The organism is Arthrobacter sp. 01T419 (assembly GCF_056398865.1).
Genome location: NZ_JBFTQF010000008.1, coordinates 69,844 through 92,371, shown reverse-complemented (window position 1 = coordinate 92,371; position 22,528 = coordinate 69,844). Strand labels below are relative to the sequence as shown.

Genomic DNA, 22,528 nt, shown 5'->3' with positions numbered 1-22,528 from the left:
ATTAGCTGCCCGTCAGTGCACCACGATCGGGTGGAAGCCTTCGGCCCGAAGGGCAGCGAGGACCTGTTCGCTGTGCTCGTGGCCTTTGGTTTCCAAGTTGACGGTGATGGAGACGTCGCCCATGCTGATCGCGCCGCCCACCCGTGTGTGGTCCAAGCCGGTCACGTTGGCATCGTTCTCGGCGATGATACGGGCGATCGTGGCCAAGGAACCCGGCCGGTCATCCAGCATCATCCGGACGGTCATGTAGCGTCCGGCCGCCGAGAGGCCGCGCTGGATCACCTTGAGCATCAGCATGGGGTCGATGTTGCCGCCGGAGAGGATGACTGCAGTGGTTCCCGGGTTTTCGATCTTGCCATCCATGAGCGCAGCGACGCCCACCGCGCCGGCCGGCTCAACCACCATCTTGGCCCGCTCCAGCAGGAAGATGAGTGCCCGCGCCAAGGAGTCCTCGCTGACGGTGACGACGTCGTCCACGAGTTCGCGGATGATGCTGAACGGCAGCTGGCCAGGGCGTCCGACGGCGATGCCGTCCGCCATGGTGGAAACCTTCTTGAGCGGCACCAAGGCATCGGCAGCCAGCGACGGCGGGTAGGCGGCGGCATTCTCAGCCTGCACGCCGATGATCCGGATTTCCCGGCCCAGCTCCTTGGCCCTTGCCTTGACGGCCACTGCCACACCGGCGAGCAGGCCGCCGCCGCCCACTCCCATGAGGATGGTGTCGACGTTGGGGACCTGGTCCAGGATTTCGAGCCCGACTGTGCCTTGGCCAGCCACGACATCAACGTTGTCGAACGGGTGGACGAAGACGGCGCCGGTCTCATTCGCGTAGCGCTGCGCTTCGGCGAGGGCCTCGTCCACGTTGTGTCCGTGGAGGACCACTTCGGCTCCATGGCTGCGGGTCGCGGCGAGCTTCGGAAGCGCGACGCCGAGCGGCATGTAGATGCGCGCCTTGATTCCCAGGCTTTTCGCCGCAACCGCAACTCCTTGAGCGTGGTTGCCTGCCGAAGCCGCGACGACGCCGCGCTTTTTTTCCTCGGGAGACAGACGGGCCATCCGAACGTAAGCTCCGCGGACCTTGAAGGAACCAGCCCGTTGGAGGTTCTCGCATTTGAAGAAGACCTCGCCGCCTACCATCGCTCCCAGAGCCCGCGAGGACTCGATGGGCGTCTTGGTAATAATGCCCTCGAGCAGCTCCCGCGCCTTAAGGACATCGTCCAGCGTGACGGGCAGTGTATCGAGGGTATTCACGGGTTATTCTCCTTTGTTGGGGTGGTCTGCGGCATCCTTGGGGGATGTCCGTTCCGCAGCCGCGTTCTGGCTGGCGGCACCTTTGCCGCTCTTGGACCGCGCGCCGGTCATAGCTGCGGGAAGGTGGATTTCCTTGATGGTGGGATCCCCATCGGAGTCCCGTGTTGCGGTCCCCGCGCCAGCGTACGCCGTCGTCAGTCCTTCATCATGTTCCCACGTCCGGGCGGCAATATAGCGAATCGCCGTATTTGCTACGGCAAGGAGTGGAACGGCAAAGAGCGCTCCCGGGATTCCAGCAAGGTAGGAACCAGCGGCGACAGACAGGATCACGGCTACCGGGTGCAGGGATACGGCCTTGCCCATGACAAGCGGCTGGAGGATGTGGCTTTCGAGCTGCTGCACCAAAAGCACGATGCCCAGCATGATGAGGGCGTTGACCGGGCCGTTGGCCACCAGGGCCAGAAGCACTGCGATGGCTCCCGTCACGAGCGCGCCCACCACGGGGATGAATGAGCCGATGAACACCAGGACAGCCAGGGGCAAGGCGAGGGGAACCTGGATGATCGCAGCACCGACGCCGATGCCGAAGGCGTCCACGAACGCCACGAACATCTGGATACGCACGTAACTGACCATGGACGACCAACCGCGCCGGCCCGCGCCGTCGGCGGCCGCACGGGCGGTCCGGGGCAGGAGCCCGACGATGAACCGCCAGATCCTGGATCCCTCCAGAAGGAAAAAGATGAGGATGAAGAGGGCAAGGACCATGCCTGCGGCAAAATGTCCGGCGGTGCTGCCAAACGACAGGGCCCCGCTGAGAATACTGCTGCTGTTGTTCTGCAGGGCCGAAGTGGCGTCCTGGATGTACTTGTCGATCTGGTCCGCGGTCAGATGCAGCGGCCCTTCGGCAAGCCAGGTCTGTATTTGCTGGATGCCGGCGAGCGCTTCCTGCCACAGCTCGCCGAATCCCTCGGCCAGTTGCCTGCCCACCAGGGCCAAGGCACCCGCAATGACTCCAAGGAACCCCACTACCGTGATGGCGACAGCCGCACCTTGCGGCATCTTGAGCTTCCTGAGCCACGCGGTGACGGGGTAGAGCAAGCCCGAAAGAAGGGAGGCGACCATGAGCGGGATGATCAGGAAACTGACCTTCCCCAACAACCAGATCAGGGCCCCCGCGACCAACATGATCAGTCCCACCCGCCATGCCCAGGCGGCGGCAATCCGGACCCCGTAGGGGATGTCCTGTGCGATGTGGCGCTCCGAGAGCGGTCTGAGCCCAGCTGAAACGGGGGCAGTTCCTGGCGTGGCGTCCTGTGCTGGCGTCATGCCCCCATAATTCCCCAGGGCGTGCCGGATGGGAAACCCAACTACAGCGCGCCCACAATTCCCCACTTCATGGTGAAGGCCTCCCCTGGTTCAAGCCAACGGAGGCCCTCACCGGAGTTGAAGGCGTTCGCCGGACCCGTCATGGGTTCGATCGCCACCGCTTTCGAACGCCCGGGAAAGGTATCAGTGACGAAAACATGGACGTACGCGCAGTTCTCGTCCTGTTCCAAGGTGACGCTCCGCCCGTCAGGCGCTGACAGCGTGTGGCGGGCAACGCCGCCGTCGAACTCCAGGTCCTTGAACGCGACATCGATATCCAGGCTACCCACAGTCCTGCCGCCACCGAGATCAAAATCACGGTCGACCGGCGCCGAGCTGCGCGGGATGAGCCGTTGGTCAGCAACGAGCCGCGTACCCGCGTGAACCGTCAGCACCGTTTCTTCCGGGGGAACGTCTCCAACACGCAGATAAGGGTGCGCCCCCAGCACGAACGGTGCGGGAGCCGCCGAATCATTGATGAGCGTTTGGGATACCCTCAGCGCGAGCCCGGCATCAATCCCGTACCGGACCTGGTGGCGGGCCAGGAACGGGTAGCCGTGCTGCGGGAAGATCATTGCTTCGAGGGTCACGGAGAATTCGTCCTCCGCCACGAGGGCGTACGACGAGTTGCGCAGGAGCCCGTGGCTGGCGTTGTTGCGGGACACCTCCGTGATGTCCAGCTGCTGTTTCTTCCCATCGAGGTACCAGACCCCATCCTCGACCCGATTAGCCCACGGCGCCAAGGTGATTCCGGTGGCGCCGGGCGGGAGTTGATCGTCACCGTAGCTTTCCGTGAACTGGACGCCGTCGCGGCTGAACAGGCGCAAGCCGGCAGCGAGCTCGGTGACGACGGCGAGCGCGTCGCCGCGGCGGATTTCGAATTGGCGGCCGCTGGCAAATCGCCGGGATACGGTCTCTTCGCCCGGTGCGGAAAACGGTGTTGTGGGAGGCATGGCACCACCGTACTGCATCCCGGGCGACGCTTGACCCCGTCGCTTAATGTTCAATTTTGTTAGATATTTTGCCTTTTTGAGCACCTTGTGCCACCATAAATCCATGACTCGTCTTACCAGTACACGCCTCGCCGACGGTCGGGAGCTGATCTATTTCGACGACGCCGGCTCACCGGAGCGTGAACCCGGGTCGCTGACGGATCACCGAGACCTCCCTCCACGCGCTGATCCAGGCGAGTTGCGTTATGACGCGCTGAGCGGCGAATGGGTCGCTGTCGCGGCGCACCGCCAAAGCCGCACGCATCTGCCGCCTGCAGACCAATGCCCCATCTGCCCCACCACCCCCGCGAACCCGTCGGAAATCCCCGCACCGGACTACGACGTCGTGGTTTTCGAAAACCGCTTCCCCTCACTGGGTCCGGCTGTCGGCACCATCCCCGGCACACCCTCCTGGGGAACGTCGGGTCCGGCCTATGGCCGCTGCGAAGTCGTCTCGTTCACCCCCAGCCACACCGGATCCTTCGCCGAACTTGGCGAAACCAGGGCACGCACCGTGATCGAGGCCTGGGCGCACCGGACCGAGGCCCTCAGCGCCCTTCCGGGAATCCAGCAGGTTTTTCCGTTCGAGAACCGCGGCGCCGACATCGGCGTAACGCTCCACCACCCGCACGGGCAGATCTACGCCTACCCTTACGTCACCCCCCGGGCGGCAAGCCTTGGCGGCGCCGCCGTCCGGCACTTCGACCAGGCCAAGGGCCGGGAATCGCTGACGTCCTCGATCCTCAAAGCGGAACGGCAGGACGGCAGCCGGATGGTGCTCGAAGCCGAGCACTTCAGTGCCTACGTACCGTTCGCCGCACGCTGGCCGCTAGAGGTGCACCTCGTCCCGCATCGGCAAGTCCCGGACCTCGCCGCCTTGAGTGGCGAAGAACGCGACGAACTCGCCCATGTCTACCTCGAGTTGCTCAAACGCTTGGACGCCCTGTACCCAACACCTACGCCGTACATTTCCGCGTGGCACCAGGCACCCCTGGATGCCGCCTTGCGCCCGTCCGGCCACCTGCACCTGCAGCTCACCTCCCCGCGCCGTGCCGCCGACAAACTCAAGTACCTTGCCGGTTCCGAGGCCGCCATGGGAGCCTTCATCAACGACACCACGCCCGAATCGGTGGCCGAACGGCTGCGCGCCGTCGGAAGCGATTCCCCGATTCGTGGCCGAACACCTACCACCATTCCGGAAGGGGCCACAGCATGACCTCCACTCCCGACGCCCCCACGCTGAGCGCCCTGTTCGGCCGCTTCGAGTCGATTTTCGGTTCAGAGCCCGACGGCGTGTGGCAGGCACCGGGACGCGTGAACCTGATTGGGGAGCACACCGACTACAACGAGGGCTTCGTGCTGCCTTTCGCGATCGACAAGACCGCGAAGGTTGCGGTCCGGATCCGCGACGATTCACGCGTCCGGCTGCTCTCCACGTTCGGCGAGCAGGGCCTGGTCGAAGCTGACATCACCGCTCTGGCCCCTGGATCCGCGAAGGGCTGGACGAAGTATCCCCTCGGCGTGGCCTGGGCCTTGCAACAGCGCGGGATCCAGGTTCCGGGCTTCGATCTGCTCATGGACTCCGACGTCCCCCTTGGCGCGGGACTGTCCTCCTCACACGCCATCGAATGCGCCGTTATCTCGGCACTCAACGATCTCACCGGCGCGGGACTCGGCGCCGAAGACATGGTGCTCGCAACTCAGAAGGCCGAAAACGAGTTCGTCGGCGCCCCGACCGGAATCATGGACCAGTCTGCGTCGTTGCGCGGATCCTCGGGCCACGCCGTCTTCCTGGATTGCCGCGACCAAAGTGTGCAGCTGGTCCCCTTCGACGCGCGGGAAGCCGGGCTCGTCCTGCTGGTCATCGACACCAAGGTCTCCCATTCGCATGCGGATGGCGGTTACGCCTCCCGCCGGGCTTCCTGCGAATTGGGCGCCGAGGTCCTGGGAGTCACAGCTCTTCGCGATGTCGGCATCGGCGATCTGGAGGAAGCCAGCGGGCTTCTGGACAGCACGACGTTCCGGCGGGTGCGGCACATCGTCACGGAGAACGACCGCGTGTTGCAGACCGTGGAGCGCCTCATCACGGACGGGCCCGCCCACATCGGCCCGCTGCTGGATGCGAGCCATGTTTCCATGCGCGATGACTTCGAGATCTCCTGTCCGGAACTCGATCTTGCGGTGGAAACGTCCCGCGCCCACGGGGCCATCGGCGCCCGCATGACGGGCGGCGGATTCGGCGGATCAGCCATCGCACTCACCCCGGTGGGCCACGAGCACGAGGTGCGCGACGCCGTCGTACGCGCCTTCGCGGCGGCCGGTTTCACGACGCCGGAGATCTTCACCGTAACCCCGGCTGCGGGGGCCACGCGCCTCGCCTGACATCGGCGCTTCCACCCGCATTCGGCTGGCGCACCCCGGCGTAAGCTGGGGACATGACTGAGGCTGTCATCGTTTCCACTGCCAGAAGCCCCATCGGACGGGCCTTCAAAGGGTCCCTGAAAGACGAACGTCCGGATGACCTCGCGGCGGCAATGGTGACTGCTGCCTTGGCAAAAATTCCGGCCTTTGATCCGGGCCCACTTGATGGCCGCGGCCTCGATGACCTCTACCTTGGCTGCGCGGAACCCAGTGGCGAGGCAGGTTCGAACATGGCCCGCGTGGTAACGGTCCTTGCCGGCCTGGACACCGTTCCCGCGGCCACGATCAACCGCTTCTGTGCCTCCAGCCTGCAGACCCTCCGGATGGCCTTCCACGCCATCACCTCCGGAGAAGGCCATGCTTTTGTCTCTGCTGGGGTCGAGTCCGTGTCGCGCTACCAGAACTGGGTGGGCGCCGGGGAAACGGACACGAGCCTGCATAACCCCCTGTTTGAAACGGCGCGTGCCCGCACGGCCGCGCGTGCCGCGTCCAACACCCCCTGGACGGATCCGCGCATGGGCGGACGGATGCCGGACGTGTATATCGCGATGGGACAGACGGCCGAAAACGTCGCCACAAGCCACGGAATCAGCCGGGAGGAGCAGGATCTGTGGGCAGTCCAGAGCCAGAACCGTACCGAGGCGGCTATCGCCTCCGGTTTCTACGCCCGGGAGATCACGCCATACACGCGCAAGGACGGCACCGTGGTAGACCGCGACGATTCGCCCCGCGCCGGAGTCACCCTTGAAGGTGTCAGCGCCTTGGAGCCGGTTTTCCGGAAGGAAGGGACGGTGACCGCAGGGAACGCGTGCCCGCTCAACGACGGCGCTGCCGCCGTCGTTGTCATGAGTGATTTCAGGGCCCGGGAGCTTGGCCTCGAACCGCTGGCACGCATCGTCTCCACCGGCGTCAGCGCCCTTTCCCCGGAACTCATGGGCATGGGACCGGTGGAGTCCTCACGCCGGGCCCTCGCGTTGGCCGGGCTGAGCATGGCGGACATTGACCTCGTGGAGCTCAACGAAGCCTTCGCGGTCCAGGTAGTGGCGAGCGCCCGCGAACTCGGCATAGACCCGGAGAAACTCAACGTGCATGGCGGCGCAATCGCCCTCGGCCACCCCTTCGGCATGACGGGTGCCCGCATGACCACCACCTTGCTCAACGGCCTCCGCGAACGGGATGGCACCTTGGGATTGGCAACCCTCTGCGTCGGTGGCGGGCAGGGCATGGCGGTGGTCTTCGAGCGGCTGTCCTAAGCCGCCAAGAGGGAGCTAGTCGTCGCCGCGCAGGATCGCGAGCAGGCGGATGATCTCCACATAGAGCCAGACGAGCGTGACGGTCAGGCCGAAGGCTGCCGTCCAGGAGTACCTCTGCGGAGCGCCTTGCCGAACACCCTGCTCAATGCTCGTGAAGTCCATGACCAGCGAGAAAGCGGCCAGGCCAATCGCCAGGACTCCGATGAAAACGCCCAGCGGGATGCCGAAGATGTGCACGCTGGTGCTCAGGCCGAATGGGGAGTGGACGACGCCGGTCCACACCATGACCATGTTGATCACGGCGAAGACGAGGTAGCCGAGGGTGGCGATCATGAAGAATCGCACTGCCTTGGGAGTGGCCCGCACTTTTCCGCTCTTGAAAAGAGCCAGCGTCACACCGAACACGGCAAGCGTACCGATGACTGCCTGCAGGCCGACGCCCGGGTACAAACCGTCCAGGAGCCGCGTCAGGCCGCCGAGGAACAAGCCCTCAAGACCGGCGTAGGTGAGGATCAGCGCCGGAGACGGCTGCTTCTTGAAGGTGTTGACCATGGCCAGCACGAAGCCGCCCAACGCACCGACCACCATCAGGAGACTGGCCGTGCCAGGAGCCACGAACAAGGTGATCGCCGCACCAATCAACAGCACGGCGAGGCAAGCGGCAGTCTTGACGATGACGTCGTCGAAGGTCATGCGGCCGGTTTCGGCCGGACCGGCCGCAGGCTGGTTGTACATCTGCTGCAGCTGGTCGCTGCTCATCTGCGGCTGTGCCGCCCAGGAGGGCTGGCCGTACTGGTTCTGGCCGTGCGAGTAGCTGGGAACAGGCGGCGCCTGTGTGGCTCCACGGAAATTCTTTCCGTTGAAGATCGGGTTGCCTCCGAGTGCCATGGTGGATGTCCTTCTTGGTAAGGGGGCGAAGTGATAGTTCACGCTACCAATTCCCACGCTTGGTCCGCAGCGAAAGTTCCACATGTTCACAGACTCTTTAGATGCACCCGGAATCAACAAAGGTTTACTTTAGCCGGACTAATCAAATAGTTGCCTGCAGCTTCACAGTTGTTATCTGATCGCGACGTCCCGGGCCCTTCGGGGGGCATTTTTTGTGCCGTGTGAGCGGTAGCATAAGCGGACATGGGTGACGAATGTCACAGAGGCGGTGTCAATGCAGTGAGATGCTGCCGCGGAGCCCATGACCGTTCGCACCGGCCGCAATGGCGCAGCCGGGACCACCCCCAATGTGGAAGGTTTTCCATCTTGAGAAGCACAACCAGAGATCGGTCCAAGAGACCGTCCATGGGACTGCAGAAAGCCATGGGGGCGCTATTCGCCGTCCTCCTGGCGGCACTGCTCACAGCCCCGGCGGCACAGGCAGCTACCCCATCGCCGTCGCCGTCCCCGGAACAGTTCCAGAACAGCATCAGCGGCTTTCTCCGTGACGATGCCCGCGCCCCCATCCCGGGAGTCAAGATCACTGCAACCGGCAACGGCTTCGAGGGATCAGCGACGTCAGGTGCCAATGGAGCCTGGGAGATCGGAGTGCCCGTGCAGGGTACCTACGAGGTCAAGCTGGACACCTCCACCTTGCCCAATGGCATCAAACTTGCCGAAGGCCAGGAGAATCCACGCAAAGTCACTTTTAGCCAGACCTCAAATCTTTCGGTGATCTTCGCCTTCGGTAAAGGCATCGTGGTCACGCAGCAGGACTTCGGCCAGAATCTGCTCAATCGGCTGGTTGCGGGCTTGAGCTTCGGACTGCTGCTCGCACTTGCCGCCGTCGGCCTGTCCTTGATCTTCGGCACCACAGGCCTGACGAACTTTGCACATGGCGAAATGGTGACGCTCGGCGCCGTATTGGTCTTTACGTTCAATGCGATGAACCTGCCGTTTTGGCTGGCTATCGTGCTTGCTTTGCTTGGCGGTGGACTCTTCGGCTACGTTCAAGACGCCGGACTCTGGCGCCCGCTGCGACGCCGCGGAACCAGCCTGGTGCCCATGATGATCGTCAGCATCGGCCTCGCCTTGGCGATCCGCTACGTCATTCAGTTCTTCTTCGGTGGCGCCACACAGCAGCTGCCATACGCCCAGAGCTCGGAAATCCAGATCGGGCCAGTGTCCATCTCGCCCAATAACCTCTGGTCCCTGGTCATCAGTGCCGTGGTCATTGCCCTGATCGGCATCGTCTTGCTCAAGACGAGGCTCGGCAAGGCAACACGCGCCGTGGCGGACAACCCCGCCCTCGCGGCCGCTTCCGGCATCGACGTCGACTCCGTCATTCGCATCGTATGGATCGTCGGCGGCATGCTCGCCGCCCTCGGCGGCATCCTCTGGGCGTACTACCGGCCAGGCGTCACCTTCGACATGGGTTCGCAAATCCTGCTGCTCATCTTCGCCGGAGTGACCTTGGGCGGTCTTGGAACCGTCTTCGGCGCACTGATCGGTTCGATCGTCGTCGGAATCTTCGTAGAGCTGACCACGGTGTTCGGCCTCGCCGCCGACCTCAAATACGTCGGCGCCTTGTTCATCATGATTGTTGTCCTCTTGTTCCGACCGCAGGGTATCCTCGGCCGGCGTGAGCGTGTGGGTTAGGAGACGGCCATGGACTTTGGATTTATTTTCTCCAGCGCCGCGGGCGAAATGATCAGCCCGACGACGGCGGCATACGCCCTTGCAGCGCTCGGCCTCGCCGTGCACTTCGGCTACTCGGGCCTGCTGAACTTCGGCCAAGCAGGATTCATGGCGGTCGGCGCGTACGGCTTCGCCATATCGACACTGACCTTCAAGGTTCCGTTCTTTGTCGGTTTGCTCATCGCGGTCATCTGTTCGGTGGCATTTGCGTTCATCCTGGGCATTCCCACACTGCGGCTTCGCGCAGACTACCTCGCCATCGTGACCATCGCCTCCGCCGAAATCCTGCGGTACATCGTCACCACCAACCAGCTGACCGGCTTTACGGGTTCGGCAAACGGCCTGGCGGCCTTCGAAGGCGACTTCTTTTCGATGAATCCGTTCCCACCGGGTACATACCTGGGCATGAACAACCGCGACTTCTTCATCAGGATTGTCGGCTGGGGCCTGGTCATCATCTGCTGCGTTTTGGTGTGGCTCCTCATGCGCAGCCCGTGGGGGCGCGTCCTGAAAGGCATCCGCGAGGACGAGAACGCCGTCCGTTCGCTCGGCAAAAACGTCTACTCCTACAAGATGCAAGCCCTGATGATCGGCGGCGTGCTCGGCGCCCTGTCAGGCATGATCTTCACCCTCCCCCGAGGCGCCGTCCAGCCATCCAATTACGGTACGGAGTTGACCTTCTTCCTGTGGACCTGCCTGCTTTTGGGCGGAATGGCCACGGTCCTTGGCCCTGTCATCGGCGCCATGATCTTCTGGGTTGTCTTGTCCCTGACCCAGAGCATCCTGTATGGCCTGATCGAGTCCGGCGCGGTGACGTGGCTCACCACGGTCCAGGCCGGCCAGCTGCGCTACATCCTGGTGGGCGTGGCCCTCATGCTCCTGATGATCTTCCGCCCGCAGGGCGTCTTCGGCAACAAGAAGGAGCTCGCATTCGCATGACTGAGCCTCGCGATGATTCGCATGACGTGAAAACAGAAGAAGTCAACTACATGACCGATTCCCGGCCGATCGCCATCGGCGAGAACGTACCGGGCTGCAAGAAGAGGGACCCGATCGTGGTGGCCGAAAACGTCACCCGCAGCTTTGGCGGCATCAACGCCGTCGACGTCGAGTTCCTCGAGATCCCCCGGCACAAGATCACGGCACTCATCGGCCCCAACGGCGCCGGCAAAACCACTTTGTTCAACCTGCTGACCGGTTTTGACACGCCCAATTCCGGCGAGTGGAAGTTCGAAGGAAGCAACATTGCCGGAGTGTCCTCGTACAAGGTGGCGCGCATGGGCATGGTCCGCACTTTCCAGCTGACAAAAGTCATGGGCAAGCTGACGGTCATGGAAAACATGCGGCTCGGTGCCGCAAACCAGCCAGGCGAGCGTCTCTCGAATGCCCTCTTCAAAGGCATCTGGGGCGGCCGGGAAAAGGAAATCACGGCCCAGGCAAACATCCTGCTGGAGAAGTTCAAGCTGGACGCCAAGAAAGACGACTACGCAGCATCGCTCTCCGGTGGCCAGCGCAAGCTCCTGGAGATGGCCCGTTCGCTCATGGTCCGGCCGAAGCTCGTCATGCTCGACGAGCCCATGGCAGGCGTCAACCCGGCGCTGACCCAGTCCCTCCTTGACCACATCAAGAACCTCAAGGCCGAAGGCATGACAGTGCTCTTCGTCGAGCACGATATGAACATGGTCCGTCACATCGCCGACTGGGTGGTGGTCATGGCCGAGGGACGGATCGTCGCCGAAGGCCCACCAGGGGAAGTCATGAAGAACCCGGCCGTGATCGATGCCTACCTTGGCGCCCACCACGACGTCGATCTTGGGGATGCAGAGGGCATCAAGGAACTCGAAGCCGAACTCGAGGCAGACGAGGAATCGATCGTGGGCACGGAAAATGCAGGCATCATCGCCCCCGAGGTCGTCGTCGCCAACCTGGAAGAGGAGGATGGCAAATGAGTGCGACCAGCGCAATGCCGGCAGCCAGCAGCACACCGGCCGACGGGGCCGTAGTGAGCGTCACCAACCTGGTGGCCGGGTACCTGCCCGGCGTCAACATCCTCAACGGCTGCAGCATCGAAGCCCGCAAGGGCGAACTGATCGGCATCATCGGGCCCAACGGAGCAGGTAAATCCACCCTCCTGAAGGCGATGTTCGGGCTAGTGAAGGTCCACTCCGGCTCCGTAGTGGTGCGAGGGCAGGACCTAACCGGTTTGAAAGCCAACAAGCTGGTGACCCAGGGCGTGGGTTTCGTCCCGCAGAACAACAATGTGTTTGCCACGCTGACCATCGAAGAGAACCTCCAGATGGGCATGTTTCAGAAGCCCAAGGCTTTTGCCGAGCGCTTCGACTTCGTGACCGGACTCTTCCCGGAACTGGGCAAGCGCCGCGCCCAGCGTGCGGGCTCGCTCTCCGGCGGTGAACGCCAGATGGTGGCCATGGGACGCGCCCTCATGATGGATCCGGCCGTGCTATTGCTGGACGAGCCGTCAGCGGGTCTCTCCCCCGTCAAGCAGGATGAGACGTTCCTGCGCGTCCACGAGATCAACCGGGCCGGTGTCTCGGTGATCATGGTGGAGCAGAACGCCCGCCGCTGCCTGCAGATCTGCGACCGCGGTTACGTCCTGGACCAGGGCAAGGACGCGTACACCGGCACGGGCAGGGAGCTCATGAAGGACCCCAAGGTCATCCAGCTCTACCTTGGCACCCTGGCCGACACCGTGGAGGGCGAGGGACACTAAGCTCAAAGCCCGACACTGATGTGCCGGGCTTTTTGCTGCCCACTTGCCTGCCCGCTTTGTGTCTGCCACTTTGGCGTGCACGCCGGCGGAGAAGGGCAAAGCAAGGACCCCCGGGAGTTTTTCTCCGGGGGTCCTGCTTACTTCGCTTCGTTTTGGTTCAGTCTTGTACAGCCTCCGGCTTAGAGCTTGCCGAATTCTTCGCGGATCGGCTTGTAGGTGTTGTCGTCGGAGTACTGGTAGATACCGATGTAGGCCTCGCTCGGATCACCGTTCTTGTCAAAGGTCACCGGACCGGACTTGCCGTCGTAGTCGATGTCCTTGCCCTGGCGCAGTAGCGTCACGCAGCTTGGGAAGTCGAAGCATTTCTGACCACCCTGGGAAACATCCTGGAGATGGCTAGCGATATCCGCACCCTTCGTGCTCTTCGCTTCTTCCGTTGCGAGGGCGATCAGGTTGACTGCGTCCCAGGATTCACCCGCGTAGCTGTAGTCCTTAAGGCTCGGATCGATCGCCAGGAGCTGCTTCTTGAAGTCGTCCTTCGCGAAGGTGCCGGGGATGGTGCCCTGGGCTCCTGTGAGGGTTCCTGACTTGAAGTCCTTGCTGTAATCGGAAGTGTTTCCGTCAACCATGAACAACTGGGTCGGCTTGACGCCCTTGCCAGTCAGCAGCGGCACGATGCTCTTGGCCTGGTCGAAGGAAATCAGTGCAATCGCGTCAGGCTTGGCTGCAATCACTTTGTCCACCTGGCTGCTGAATTGCGAGTCGCCCTCATTGAAGAGCTCCTCCGCAACAACCTTTCCACCTGCCGCTTCGAACGCCGACTTCACGTTCTTCTGCAGGCCCGTGCCGTAGGCGTCGTTCAGGACGATCATGCCCAAGGTCTGGGCGCCGCAGGATGCCATGTAGTTTCCGAGAACCTTGCCCTGCAGGACGTCAGAGGGGGCGGTGCGCCAGTAGAGGCCCTTGTCGTCCCAAGTGCTGAAGTCCGGAGAGGTATTTGCCGGGGAGAACTGGATGACGCCGGCGCCGGTGATCTGGTTGATCACGGTCTTCGAAACGCCCGAAGACGCTGCACCGACGATGGCACTGACTCCCTGGCCGAGGAGGGCCGTGGTTGATTGGGTGGCGATATCCGTCTTCGTATCACCGGAATCACGATGGATCACCTCGACCGGGTGGCCGAGGACACCGCCTGCGTCATTGATCTGCTTGATGGCAAGGTTCACACCAGCGATTTCGGGCGGGCCGAGGAAGGCCAGCGAACCCGTCGTAGGCAGAAGCGAACCGATCTTCAAAGGCGCGGCGGAAGTGGTGGTCGAGGGAGGCACGGGACCGGTAGTTGGTGCAGCCTGGCTTGCGCCAGCGCCTGCTCCCGAGCTGGGTGCGGGACAAGCGACCCCCGCAGAGGCGGCGGAACTGCTTCCAGTGGAGCTCGGTGTGGATGATCCACCACAGGCCGTGGCTAGAAGTGCGACGCCGATGCCAAGCGCGGTGAGCTTGGCCGCACGGGGCGCCGCTTGGGAAAGATCAAACATGAATTGTCTCCTCGATCGAGAGAGGTGCGATCTGCCTTTGATGCGATTGATCAGGTGTTCCTGAATAAGACTCAAACTAATGCAATTGGACCGCGAACATAAGTGATTCAGGTCACAGCCCTATAACACTCGTTGCATGGGGGGAATCTTATGGTCAGCTGGGAGTATCCTCGGACCTTTGCGGCGAATTCGCGTCTACCGAGGGGCGGCAAGGATCGCAAGCGTGCCCCAGCCGGGACTCGAACCCGGACTGAGCGGATTTTAAGTCCGCTGCCTCTGCCGATTGGGCTACTGGGGCGCCCGGATAATGGTAACCCAGCCCGAGGCCTGGAATGCGTCAAAGGCAAGGAGTCTTGCGCCCCTAGAGCGTTTGGAACGGGGCGGCATAGCGGAAGGTGCCGCTGACGCCGTCGGGCCAGGTTTTGAGGGGCAACAGCTGGAAATGGTCTCCCCACGCGGGGTCGGGGGCAGTGACGCCCAGCTTGCTTGCGGGAAGAAATCCGAAGCGCGGATAGTACTCAGTGCTCCCCAACAAGGCGATGCCCGGTTCGCCCGCGTCCTCCGCCCGTCGAGCGGTTTCACGCAGGAGGGCTGATCCGATGCCACGCCGCTGCAGGTGCGGCTGGACGCTGATGGGGCCCAATCCCAAAACGTCGAGATTTCCAATCCAGGCGCGGGTGCTGATGATGTGCCCAACGATCTCCCCGCCGATCTCGGCCACGACGCTGAACTCCGGAAGATACTGGTCGCAGTCGAACAGTTCCCGCAACAGCTTCACTTCCGCCGGGATTCCTTCGACCGGCAGCCCGGTGACCGGGTTGATCGAGAACGCGCTGGCGGTCAGATCCAGGACCTCCTCGCGATCGGCCGGCTTCTCCGTCCGTAACACCAACCCTTGTGACAGACGCTCCAGCACGTCCATGGCATGCCCGCGATCGGCGGACGGAACCAGCAGATGGTCGTGGTGGAACCCCGCCATGACGTTGCAGCTGATACCGGCAGCGGTCAGGGCGGAGCTGACGGCTGCCGTCAGGCCTACCGCTTCCAGCGCGGAGTGGATCTGAAGGGTGATCCACGCCGCGACGAAATCGTAGGACAGTCCCAAACGTTCGGCTTCTTCGCGGAGCAGGACCACGGTGAGGCCCTCGGCCTCCCGCACAGCGGCTTCAACGTGGCCCTCAAGCGGTTTGCCGTGCGGCCACAACGCGTACACATAGTCACCGTCGCGAACCACGGGGCGCATGGATGTCAGGAGGGTTGTCAGATCGCTTTCGCCAGCCATGTTGACAAGTCTAGGACCCGCCGTCGCGGACGGGACCGACCCGCCGTCGCTGTCTGGACTGTGAGTTAAACGTCGACGGCGGCCGACTCCCGCGTGGGAGACGGCCGCCGTCGTCGGGACTGCTTGTGTGCCGCTACTTGGCGTCGGCCGTCACCGGGGCCTTGGCCTCGGCGGGTTCGGCAACCGGAGCGGGGGCCGGTGCAGCAGCCGGCTTGGGGGCCGGAGTCGCTGCGGCCACGAACGCTCCGCGCGGGTTGTCCAGGTCCAAGAGCTGGGTAGTGTCGCGGCCCATGATCATGCCCAGGAGCCAGTTGAAGATCACACGGACCTTGCGCTCACCGGTGGGGATGGCCAAACCGTGGTAGCCGCGGTGGGCCAGCCAGGCGAGGCCGCCCTTGAGGCCGATCCGGCCAAGAAGGTTGATGTTCGCAACGCCCTTCCATTCGCCGAAGCCGGCAACCGCACCGAGGTTCTTGTGCTTGTAGTCCCCCATCGGCTTGTCCCAACGGGAGGCCCACAGGTTCTTGGCAAGGCGCTTGGCCTGGCGGAGTGCGTGCTGCGCGTTCGGAACGCAGGTACCGTCCGGCAGGCCGCTGCCGGTGAGGTCCGGGACAGCGGCGATGTCGCCGGCGGCCCAGGCGTTGTCGATGATGCCTTCGTCGCCTGCGATGCGGAGGTCCGGAAGGACACGGACACGTCCGCGGGGCTCCAGCGGGAAGTCGGTGGAGCGGATCATCGGGTTGGCCTGCACGCCTGCCGTCCACACGAGGGTGTCGGCTTCGAATTCCTGCGCGGGAGTCTTGTCCGGCAGGTTGATGAGCTTGAGGCTGCCCTCGGCGTTGTCGAGGGAGGTGTTGAGCAGGACCTCGATGCCGCGGCTGCGCAGGTGTTCAACAACCCACTCGGCCTGGGCTGCGGTGACCTCGGGCATGATGCGGCCCATGGCTTCGACGAGGACGAAGCGAACTTCTTCCTGGCGGATGCGCGCGTTGTTCTTCACGGCGGCGCGCGCAAGGTCTTCCATCTCGGTGATGCATTCAATACCGGCGAATCCGCCACCCACGACCACGAAGGTCAGGGCCTTGGCGCGCTCAGCGGGGTCCGTCATGGTGGAGGCGACCTCGATGCGCTCAAGGACCTTGTTGCGCAGGGCGACCGCTTCTTCGATGGTCTTCAGGCCAATGCCCTCATCGGCGAGGCCCTTGATCGGGAAGGTGCGCGTGATGGCGCCGGCGGCAACCACGACGTCGAAGTAAGGAATCTCGAAAGGCTCGCCACCGTCAGCGGGGGCAACAACTGCGGTGCGGTTCTGGTGGTCAATGCTGGTGACACGGCCCTGGATGAGTTCCGTCTGCTTGAGGTGCTGGCGGTGCGAGACCACGGCGTGGCGGGCCTCGATGTTGCCGCCGGCCACTTCGGGAAGGAAGGGCTGGTAGGTCATGTAGGGAAGCGGATCAACGACGGTAACGATTCCGCCGGCATTCGCGATCTTCTTCTGCAGCTTGAGTGCTACGTACAGGCCGACGTATCCGCCGCCGACAACGAGAACACGGGGACGGTCAATGAGCTCAGGGGTGGTTGCCATAAGAATAGAGTACAGCACCTTGTGAAAATCTTCACTAACTATTTCCCTAGGCTGCCATACAGGCACTGCGGGCTACTTCGGGGTACTCGGATCCACCACGTCCGCCACACCAGTGACTGGTTCTTCGGGCCGTTCCGGGGAGCTCCGGTAAGCACGCCTCAACTGGATCGAGGCGCCAGCAACGATGGCCACGAAAAGCGAACCAAAGCCGATGACCACCGCTGCCGGAACGGCTGTGTCGGCCTGCGAGGGCGCCTTCGCCCCGGGAACTGAGGGATCCGCCAAGGTGGCTGCGGGGCTGCTCGGCTTGGACGTCGGTTCAGGTGTGGGGCTGCTGAGGTTCCCCCGCCGGTGGACCCGGATCCAGTCCGCGATGGACCCCAGTGGATTGCTCTTAGTCTCGGGCACATCGGCTTTCAGTGCCGCTTCAGCGTTGAGGATGCCGTAGCCATAGATGGGGTCCTTTCCGGGCGCCCCTGCGTCCTCGGCCGTGGAGACGATCCTGTTGATGACCTGCTTGGCGCTCATGTCCGGCCATTTCGAACGGATCAGTGCTGCGACGCCGGAGACGATCGGCGCGGAGCCGGAGGTACCCGCCCAATCTTCGTAACTCCCCCCGGGCAGGCCGCCAACCAGCTTTTCCGCGGGTGCGGAGACGCCGATGCTGATCCCCTGCGAAGAAGCATCGACGCTGGCCGTGCGGTTCCGGTCAAGACCGGCAACGGTCAGTACGCCCGGAATGGTGGCAGGCGCGCCCACCTGGACGTTCCCGCCAATGCGGTTGCCCGCCGCGGCCACGATCACCACGTCTTTCTGTTCTGCGTAGAGGAACGCCGCATCCCAGCTCTGGGGCCAATCGGGCGAGGTGCTGCCAAGGGAAATATTGATGACTTTGGCGCCGTTGTCCACCGCCCACCGAACAGCTTCGGGAATCTGCTCCTGGTCGGTCTTGCCCGCAGGGTTCGGCGAACCAAGCCAAGCGGAGACGGACAGGATCTCGGCTTCAGGCGCCACGCCGACGATTCCGTCCGGTCCAACGGAGCCGGAGGAGGACGCCGGCGATGGAGACGCCGAAGGGCTGGCCGAAGCGTGTCCACGCCCGGCCAAGAGAGTAGCGACGAGGGTTCCATGCTCGGGTTTGGCGCCGATGCTTTTCTGTCCGTTCGGATCGCCCGAGCCGGAAGCGTCAGCTCCGCCCGCAACCGCTCCCTTGAGATCGGGGTGTTGTCCGTCCACCCCGCTGTCGATGATGGCCACCTTAACACCCGCGCCCTTGGATAACTGCCAAGCGGCAGAGATGCCGTATTCGTTGAGCCAGTATTCCTTGTCGCGCCAGGAGTCGGCGAACGCCGCAGGCGCAGTGAACAAGGCCCCTGCCAGGCTTCCCCCGGCCAGCATCGCGGCCAGCGCGGCCGATCCGGTTCGGCGACGCCAACGGTGTGGCAGCATCATCAGCGAATACCCACCCTTAACGAATACTCAGAATACTCAGCGCGATGCCGTCAAGGATGTCATGCTCGCTGGAGGTGGCCACGCTGATGGAGCCGCCTCCGATCTCGGCCAGACGCTGAAGTATGCGGCGCCATACCAGGGCTCCGGCTCCTATGACGTCGACGCGCCCGGGGTGCATGTAGGGCAGCCGGGCGCGCTCTTCGCGGCTCATTTCCAGCAGGCTCGTGGCGGCATCGCTGATGGTCCCCAGATCCAGGCTGGCCCCGTGGATCAGTGCGGGGTCGTACTCGCTCAGGCCCAGTGCATGTGCCGTGATGGTGGTGATGGAACCCGCAACGCCCACGACGGCGGTGGCCCGGCCTAACGGGACAGTGCGGGCTGCGAGGTCAATGGCCGCGTCGACGTCGGCTTCAGCGGCGGCGATCTGCTCCGGCGTCGGAGGGTCGTTGCGGAGGTGCCGTTCGGTCAGGCGCACGCAGCCGATGTCAACGGATTTGGCGGCAATGACGCCGTCGGAGTCTCCGAGGACGAACTCGGTGCTTCCGCCCCCGAGATCCACCACGAGAACCGGGTCCGTGCCGCGCGAAGGAAGCACGCTGCTTGCCCCGGCGAAGGACAGGGCGGCCTCTTCGTCGCCGGAGATGACTTCGGGTTCGACACCCAGCAGATCACGGATCCCGTCGACGAAGACGTCCCGGTTACGCGCATCGCGGCTCGCGGACGTGGCCACGAAGCGGACACTCCCGGCGCCATGATGGCGGATCAGTTCGGCGTAATCGCCCGTTGCCGCGAAGGTGCGTTCGAGCGCCTCCGGGGCGAGTTCCCCGGTGGAATCCACTCCTTGGCCGAGGCGGACCACGCGCATCTCACGGACAACATCGCGCAGGACAGACCCTGTATTGTCGCCGCTGGCGTCCGCGATGAGGAGGCGAATCGAGTTGGTGCCACAATCGATGGCGGCTACGCGGCTCATGCGTCGTGCTCCCCTGAATGCGGTCCGCCGGAGGACGCATCGGCCGTCTTGGGTTTGCGAACAGGTGCAGGACGGCCCACGATGTCCGGAAGACCCTGCGGTCCGTGGCGGCTGAGGTCCTTGGTCGGGGCCTCCCCCGCGCTGTCCCAAGCGCCGTCGCAGTAGCAGCGGTCCGCGGTCCACCATTCGCTGATCGCTTCAATGGCCTCGTCGCCGAGCGGATTGACTCCAGGCCCGGCCGCCAGGGAGTGGCCAACCAAGACGTGGAGGCACTTGACACGCGTGGGCATGCCACCGGCCGAGACCCCCGCGATCTCGGGAACTTCTCCGGTACCGGCGCGTCCGGCGATTTCGTCACGCGCCTGGAGATAGGCCTCGTGGGCGCTCCGATATGCTGCCGCCAAGGGCTCGTCGGCCGTGAGCCGTTCGTTCATCTCATTCATGAGCCCGCCGGCTTCCAGCCGCGACACGGCGGCGGTAATGACCGGATGCGTCAGGTAGAACGTCGTGGGAAACGGGGTCCCATTGCTCAGGCGCGGAGCGGTCGCGGCGACCAGGGGGTTGCCGCACACGCAGCGTGCGGGGATTTCGACGACGTCGCGGACGGGCCGGCCGAGCTGGCGGCTGAGGATCTCTAAATCATGTGCTGATGGCTTGCGGGACTCCTGCGATGCAGGTGCCAAGTTGTCTTCCACTGGCGCTGCCATCCTTCCTGCCCTGTTTGGCCATGCCTATGAGGGCACGACGGCGGCGGGCGCCGCGTCTAGTCTGTTGCCGAGCGTCTGATGGATTCCCACAGCCCATCCACCCACGGCAGATTGGTAGGGCTTCCGGAAGCTCCTGAGCCGGTGCGTCCGGCCGGAGTGCCGGCGGGGACGTCGCCACCGAACACCCAGTAGCCTGCTTCACCCGGCATAACCATGTTAATGCGGTCGCGGGCTTGTTGTTTCACGTAGTTGGGGTCCTGCCAGCGGGTGATCTGCTTCTTGAGGCCCATTTGCTCCGCCTGCTTGCTCGCGATGTCTGCCTCCAGGGCGGAGATTTCCGCTCGTTTCTCGAGGAAGATCTTGACCGTGGGCGCAAGCATGATCGTGATCGCGACCATCACCACGGCGAGTGCCAGCATGCGCCCGGAGAACGCCTTGGCGGGCACGGGGCCGGCCGCTTTGTCCTTGCCGGCGTGGGCGGAGTCCGCACCGGATGCCTTGGTGGACGCCGTGCCGGTGTTTCCAGCCCGGCCCTGCGCCGGACGTCCTGACTTCGTCGCCGCAGAAGCAGATTTCGAGGCAGACGCGGCCTTGCTTTGGGCGCCGCCTTCGGGCCTGGCGGTGGACGACGTCTTTGGCCCTGCGTGGGCTTGGGTCTCCTGCTGTGCAGGCGTTGCCTTGCGGGACTCGCCGAAGTCGGCACGGATGACGTGGCCGCCGTCGGGGTTCTTTTGGGGCGACCGCCCCAGGGCGTCTGCCCGGGGGACCTTGGGACGGCGGGTGGCCATGACACTCCTGTAATGCCTGGTATTTGCCTGGCGGGTTGCTGCGCTTCGTGTGCCTCACGAAGCCTGCGGTCCTGCCGAAGTGCGCTCGCATTTCGAAACGCCGGAATTTCGTTAAACAGAACCGGTGGCTACGGTCTTTCCACCATAGCCACCGGTCAGCAGTTTCAGCGGATACTAGCCCTTGAAACGCGGGAAAGCGCTGCGGCCGGCGTAGCGTGCGGCGTCGTCGAGTTCTTCTTCGATGCGCAGCAGCTGGTTGTACTTGGCGACGCGCTCTGAGCGGGCCGGGGCACCGGTCTTGATCTGGCCCGCGTTGGTGGCAACGGCGATGTCAGCAATGGTGGTGTCCTCGGTTTCACCGGAGCGGTGCGAGGTGATGGTGGTGTAGCCGGAGCGCTGGGCCAGGGAAACGGCGTCCAGTGTTTCGGTCAGGGAACCGATCTGGTTGACCTTGACGAGCAGGGAGTTGGCCGTAGCGGCGTCGATGCCCTGCTGCAGGCGGATCGGGTTGGTGACGAAGAGGTCGTCGCCAACCAGCTGGACCTTGTCGCCGATGGCGTCGGTGAGGGTCTTCCAGCCTTCCCAGTCGTTTTCGTCCAGCGGATCCTCGATGGAGACCAGCGGGTAGTCTGCAACGAGTTCGGCGTAGTAGGCGCTCATCTCGGTGGCTGAGAGTGCCTTGCCTTCGAACTGGTAGGCGCCGTCCTTGTAGAACTCGGAGGAGGCGACGTCCAGTGCGAGGGCGATGTCCTTGCCCGGGGTGTAACCGGCGTTCTTGATGGCTTCCTGGATCAGGTCCAGTGCGGCGCGGTTGGACGGGAGGTTCGGAGCGAAGCCGCCTTCGTCGCCGAGGCCGGTGGAGAGACCCTTGGCCTGCAGGACCGACTTGAGGTTGTGGTAGACCTCAACGCCCCAGCGCAGGCCTTCGGAAAAGGTCTCGGCGCCGATCGGGGCGATCATGAATTCCTGGATGTCGACGTCAGAGTCGGCGTGGGAGCCACCGTTGAGGATGTTCATGAGCGGGACGGGAAGGACGTGGGCGTTCGGGCCGCCCAGGTACTTGTACAGGGGCAGGTCCGCGGAAGCGGCGGCTGCGTTGGCCACGGCGAGGGAAACGCCGAGGATGGCGTTCGCGCCGAGCTTCCCCTTGTTCGGGGTGCCGTCGAGGTCGATCATGGCCTGGTCGATGCTGCGCTGGTCCGTCGCGTCGAAGCCGATGAGGGCCGGAGCGATTTCGTCGATGACCGCGTCAACGGCCTTCTGGACGCCCTTGCCGAGGTAACGGCCCTTGTCGCCGTCGCGCAGTTCAACGGCTTCGTGCTCGCCGGTGGAAGCACCGGAGGGAACTGCCGCGCGGCCGATCTGGCCATCGGAAAGCAGAACTTCAACTTCTACTGTCGGGTTTCCGCGGGAATCAAGGATCTCGCGGGCGTGGATGGCATCGATAAGCGCCATGGACTGCTCCTTATGGTGAAGCGATTTACTGGGAATCTAGAGGGAAATTCTCGACGTCCTCGTCGCCACTAGCCTAGTCGAGACCAGCCAACGTTACGGAACGGCGTCGG

The 22,528-nt window shown here is 63.9% G+C and carries 19 protein-coding genes and 1 tRNA gene; 7 read left to right on the top strand and 13 right to left on the bottom strand.

The window, feature by feature from the left end:
• Positions 1 to 12: 12 nt before the first annotated feature.
• From ilvA to AC1DLO_RS13515, 3 genes are read right to left on the bottom strand one after another with little or no spacing between them, the layout of a single operon-like run.
• Positions 13 to 1,251 (bottom strand): threonine ammonia-lyase, encoded by a 1,239-nt coding sequence (ilvA, locus tag AC1DLO_RS13525; protein ID WP_184736441.1) that lies wholly within the window; start codon positions 1,249 to 1,251, stop codon positions 13 to 15.
• A gap of 3 nt (positions 1,252 to 1,254) precedes the next feature.
• A complete protein-coding gene (locus AC1DLO_RS13520) occupies positions 1,255 to 2,580 on the bottom strand; it encodes an AI-2E family transporter (RefSeq protein ID WP_476890285.1) in 1,326 nt (441 codons plus the stop codon).
• A 41-nt stretch (positions 2,581 to 2,621) separates the two neighbouring features.
• On the bottom strand, positions 2,622 to 3,572 hold the full coding sequence (locus AC1DLO_RS13515) for an aldose 1-epimerase family protein (RefSeq protein ID WP_476890284.1): 951 nt from the start codon (positions 3,570 to 3,572) through the stop codon (positions 2,622 to 2,624).
• A gap of 103 nt (positions 3,573 to 3,675) precedes the next feature.
• Between AC1DLO_RS13515 and galT the strand changes: the two genes are divergently transcribed.
• The 3 genes from galT to AC1DLO_RS13500 are packed head-to-tail and all read left to right on the top strand — an operon-like array spanning position 3,676 to position 7,285.
• Positions 3,676 to 4,827, top strand: a complete 1,152-nt coding sequence (gene galT / locus AC1DLO_RS13510; protein ID WP_476890283.1) for a galactose-1-phosphate uridylyltransferase — start codon at positions 3,676 to 3,678, stop codon at positions 4,825 to 4,827.
• Positions 4,824 to 5,993 (top strand): galactokinase, encoded by a 1,170-nt coding sequence (gene galK, locus AC1DLO_RS13505; RefSeq protein ID WP_476890282.1) that lies wholly within the window; start codon positions 4,824 to 4,826, stop codon positions 5,991 to 5,993. Before galT ends, galK begins: the two co-directional genes overlap by 4 nt.
• Positions 5,994 to 6,046: 53 nt before the next feature.
• Complete coding sequence (locus AC1DLO_RS13500; RefSeq protein WP_476890281.1) at positions 6,047 to 7,285, top strand: acetyl-CoA C-acetyltransferase; 1,239 nt, start codon at positions 6,047 to 6,049, stop codon at positions 7,283 to 7,285.
• Positions 7,286 to 7,300: 15 nt separating this feature from the next.
• On the opposite strand, the gene AC1DLO_RS13495 is transcribed toward AC1DLO_RS13500, so the two are convergent.
• A complete protein-coding gene (locus AC1DLO_RS13495) occupies positions 7,301 to 8,173 on the bottom strand; it encodes a Bax inhibitor-1/YccA family protein (protein ID WP_476890280.1) in 873 nt (290 codons plus the stop codon).
• Between the two features lie 423 nt (positions 8,174 to 8,596).
• On the opposite strand from AC1DLO_RS13495, the gene AC1DLO_RS13490 reads away from it, so the two are divergent.
• From AC1DLO_RS13490 to AC1DLO_RS13475, 4 genes are read left to right on the top strand one after another with little or no spacing between them, the layout of a single operon-like run.
• Complete coding sequence (locus AC1DLO_RS13490) at positions 8,597 to 9,871, top strand: branched-chain amino acid ABC transporter permease (RefSeq protein ID WP_184736746.1); 1,275 nt, start codon at positions 8,597 to 8,599, stop codon at positions 9,869 to 9,871.
• A 9-nt stretch (positions 9,872 to 9,880) separates the two neighbouring features.
• A complete protein-coding gene (locus tag AC1DLO_RS13485) occupies positions 9,881 to 10,849 on the top strand; it encodes a branched-chain amino acid ABC transporter permease (RefSeq protein ID WP_476890279.1) in 969 nt (322 codons plus the stop codon).
• Positions 10,846 to 11,859: an ABC transporter ATP-binding protein gene (locus AC1DLO_RS13480; protein ID WP_476890278.1), complete on the top strand. Its 1,014-nt coding sequence runs from the start codon at positions 10,846 to 10,848 to the stop codon at positions 11,857 to 11,859. Before AC1DLO_RS13485 ends, AC1DLO_RS13480 begins: the two co-directional genes overlap by 4 nt.
• Entirely contained in the window at positions 11,856 to 12,641 is a 786-nt protein-coding gene (locus AC1DLO_RS13475; protein WP_184736460.1) for an ABC transporter ATP-binding protein, read from the top strand. Before AC1DLO_RS13480 ends, AC1DLO_RS13475 begins: the two co-directional genes overlap by 4 nt.
• A 179-nt stretch (positions 12,642 to 12,820) precedes the next feature.
• Here AC1DLO_RS13475 and AC1DLO_RS13470 read toward each other — a convergent pair whose 3' ends face one another.
• The 9 genes from AC1DLO_RS13470 to eno form a co-directional block, all read right to left on the bottom strand.
• Positions 12,821 to 14,176, bottom strand: a complete 1,356-nt coding sequence (locus tag AC1DLO_RS13470; protein WP_476890277.1) for an ABC transporter substrate-binding protein — start codon at positions 14,174 to 14,176, stop codon at positions 12,821 to 12,823.
• A 224-nt stretch (positions 14,177 to 14,400) separates the two neighbouring features.
• A tRNA-Leu gene (locus tag AC1DLO_RS13465) sits at positions 14,401 to 14,474 on the bottom strand.
• Between the two features lie 63 nt (positions 14,475 to 14,537).
• On the bottom strand, positions 14,538 to 15,458 hold the full coding sequence (locus tag AC1DLO_RS13460; protein ID WP_476890276.1) for an N-acetyltransferase: 921 nt from the start codon (positions 15,456 to 15,458) through the stop codon (positions 14,538 to 14,540).
• A gap of 133 nt (positions 15,459 to 15,591) precedes the next feature.
• Positions 15,592 to 17,043 carry an NAD(P)/FAD-dependent oxidoreductase gene (locus tag AC1DLO_RS13455; RefSeq protein WP_476890275.1) on the bottom strand — a complete coding sequence of 484 codons (1,452 nt, stop codon included), beginning with the start codon at positions 17,041 to 17,043 and terminating at the stop codon, positions 15,592 to 15,594.
• Between the two features lie 72 nt (positions 17,044 to 17,115).
• Positions 17,116 to 18,495, bottom strand: coding sequence for a S8 family serine peptidase (locus tag AC1DLO_RS13450; protein WP_476890274.1), 1,380 nt, complete (start codon positions 18,493 to 18,495; stop codon positions 17,116 to 17,118).
• A gap of 16 nt (positions 18,496 to 18,511) precedes the next feature.
• On the bottom strand, positions 18,512 to 19,468 hold the full coding sequence (locus tag AC1DLO_RS13445) for a Ppx/GppA phosphatase family protein (protein ID WP_476890273.1): 957 nt from the start codon (positions 19,466 to 19,468) through the stop codon (positions 18,512 to 18,514).
• Positions 19,465 to 20,175 carry a DUF501 domain-containing protein gene (locus AC1DLO_RS13440; RefSeq protein ID WP_476890272.1) on the bottom strand — a complete coding sequence of 237 codons (711 nt, stop codon included), beginning with the start codon at positions 20,173 to 20,175 and terminating at the stop codon, positions 19,465 to 19,467. Before AC1DLO_RS13440 ends, AC1DLO_RS13445 begins: the two co-directional genes overlap by 4 nt.
• Positions 20,176 to 20,231: 56 nt before the next feature.
• Positions 20,232 to 20,963 (bottom strand): FtsB family cell division protein, encoded by a 732-nt coding sequence (locus AC1DLO_RS13435; RefSeq protein WP_476890271.1) that lies wholly within the window; start codon positions 20,961 to 20,963, stop codon positions 20,232 to 20,234.
• Positions 20,964 to 21,137: 174 nt separating this feature from the next.
• Positions 21,138 to 22,418 carry a phosphopyruvate hydratase gene (eno, locus tag AC1DLO_RS13430; RefSeq protein WP_184736476.1) on the bottom strand — a complete coding sequence of 427 codons (1,281 nt, stop codon included), beginning with the start codon at positions 22,416 to 22,418 and terminating at the stop codon, positions 21,138 to 21,140.
• Positions 22,419 to 22,528: the final 110 nt, after the last annotated feature.

Excerpts from the sequence above, each read along its gene's own strand:
- AC1DLO_RS13520 (WP_476890285.1), bottom strand. The coding sequence starts at position 2,580 with ATGACGCCAGCACAGGACGCCACGCCAGGAACTGCCCCCGTTTCAGCT.
- AC1DLO_RS13515 (WP_476890284.1), bottom strand. The coding sequence starts at position 3,572 with ATGCCTCCCACAACACCGTTTTCCGCACCGGGCGAAGAGACCGTATCC.
- galT (WP_476890283.1), top strand. The coding sequence starts at position 3,676 with ATGACTCGTCTTACCAGTACACGCCTCGCCGACGGTCGGGAGCTGATC.
- galK (WP_476890282.1), top strand. The coding sequence starts at position 4,824 with ATGACCTCCACTCCCGACGCCCCCACGCTGAGCGCCCTGTTCGGCCGC.
- AC1DLO_RS13500 (WP_476890281.1), top strand. The coding sequence starts at position 6,047 with ATGACTGAGGCTGTCATCGTTTCCACTGCCAGAAGCCCCATCGGACGG.
- AC1DLO_RS13495 (WP_476890280.1), bottom strand. The coding sequence starts at position 8,173 with ATGGCACTCGGAGGCAACCCGATCTTCAACGGAAAGAATTTCCGTGGA.
- AC1DLO_RS13490 (WP_184736746.1), top strand. The coding sequence starts at position 8,597 with ATGGGGGCGCTATTCGCCGTCCTCCTGGCGGCACTGCTCACAGCCCCG.
- AC1DLO_RS13485 (WP_476890279.1), top strand. The coding sequence starts at position 9,881 with ATGGACTTTGGATTTATTTTCTCCAGCGCCGCGGGCGAAATGATCAGC.
- AC1DLO_RS13480 (WP_476890278.1), top strand. The coding sequence starts at position 10,846 with ATGACTGAGCCTCGCGATGATTCGCATGACGTGAAAACAGAAGAAGTC.
- AC1DLO_RS13475 (WP_184736460.1), top strand. The coding sequence starts at position 11,856 with ATGAGTGCGACCAGCGCAATGCCGGCAGCCAGCAGCACACCGGCCGAC.
- AC1DLO_RS13470 (WP_476890277.1), bottom strand. The coding sequence starts at position 14,176 with ATGTTTGATCTTTCCCAAGCGGCGCCCCGTGCGGCCAAGCTCACCGCG.
- AC1DLO_RS13460 (WP_476890276.1), bottom strand. The coding sequence starts at position 15,458 with ATGGCTGGCGAAAGCGATCTGACAACCCTCCTGACATCCATGCGCCCC.
- AC1DLO_RS13455 (WP_476890275.1), bottom strand. The coding sequence starts at position 17,043 with ATGGCAACCACCCCTGAGCTCATTGACCGTCCCCGTGTTCTCGTTGTC.
- AC1DLO_RS13450 (WP_476890274.1), bottom strand. The coding sequence starts at position 18,495 with ATGATGCTGCCACACCGTTGGCGTCGCCGAACCGGATCGGCCGCGCTG.
- AC1DLO_RS13445 (WP_476890273.1), bottom strand. The coding sequence starts at position 19,468 with ATGAGCCGCGTAGCCGCCATCGATTGTGGCACCAACTCGATTCGCCTC.
- AC1DLO_RS13440 (WP_476890272.1), bottom strand. The coding sequence starts at position 20,175 with ATGGCAGCGCCAGTGGAAGACAACTTGGCACCTGCATCGCAGGAGTCC.
- AC1DLO_RS13435 (WP_476890271.1), bottom strand. The coding sequence starts at position 20,963 with ATGGCCACCCGCCGTCCCAAGGTCCCCCGGGCAGACGCCCTGGGGCGG.
- eno (WP_184736476.1), bottom strand. The coding sequence starts at position 22,418 with ATGGCGCTTATCGATGCCATCCACGCCCGCGAGATCCTTGATTCCCGC.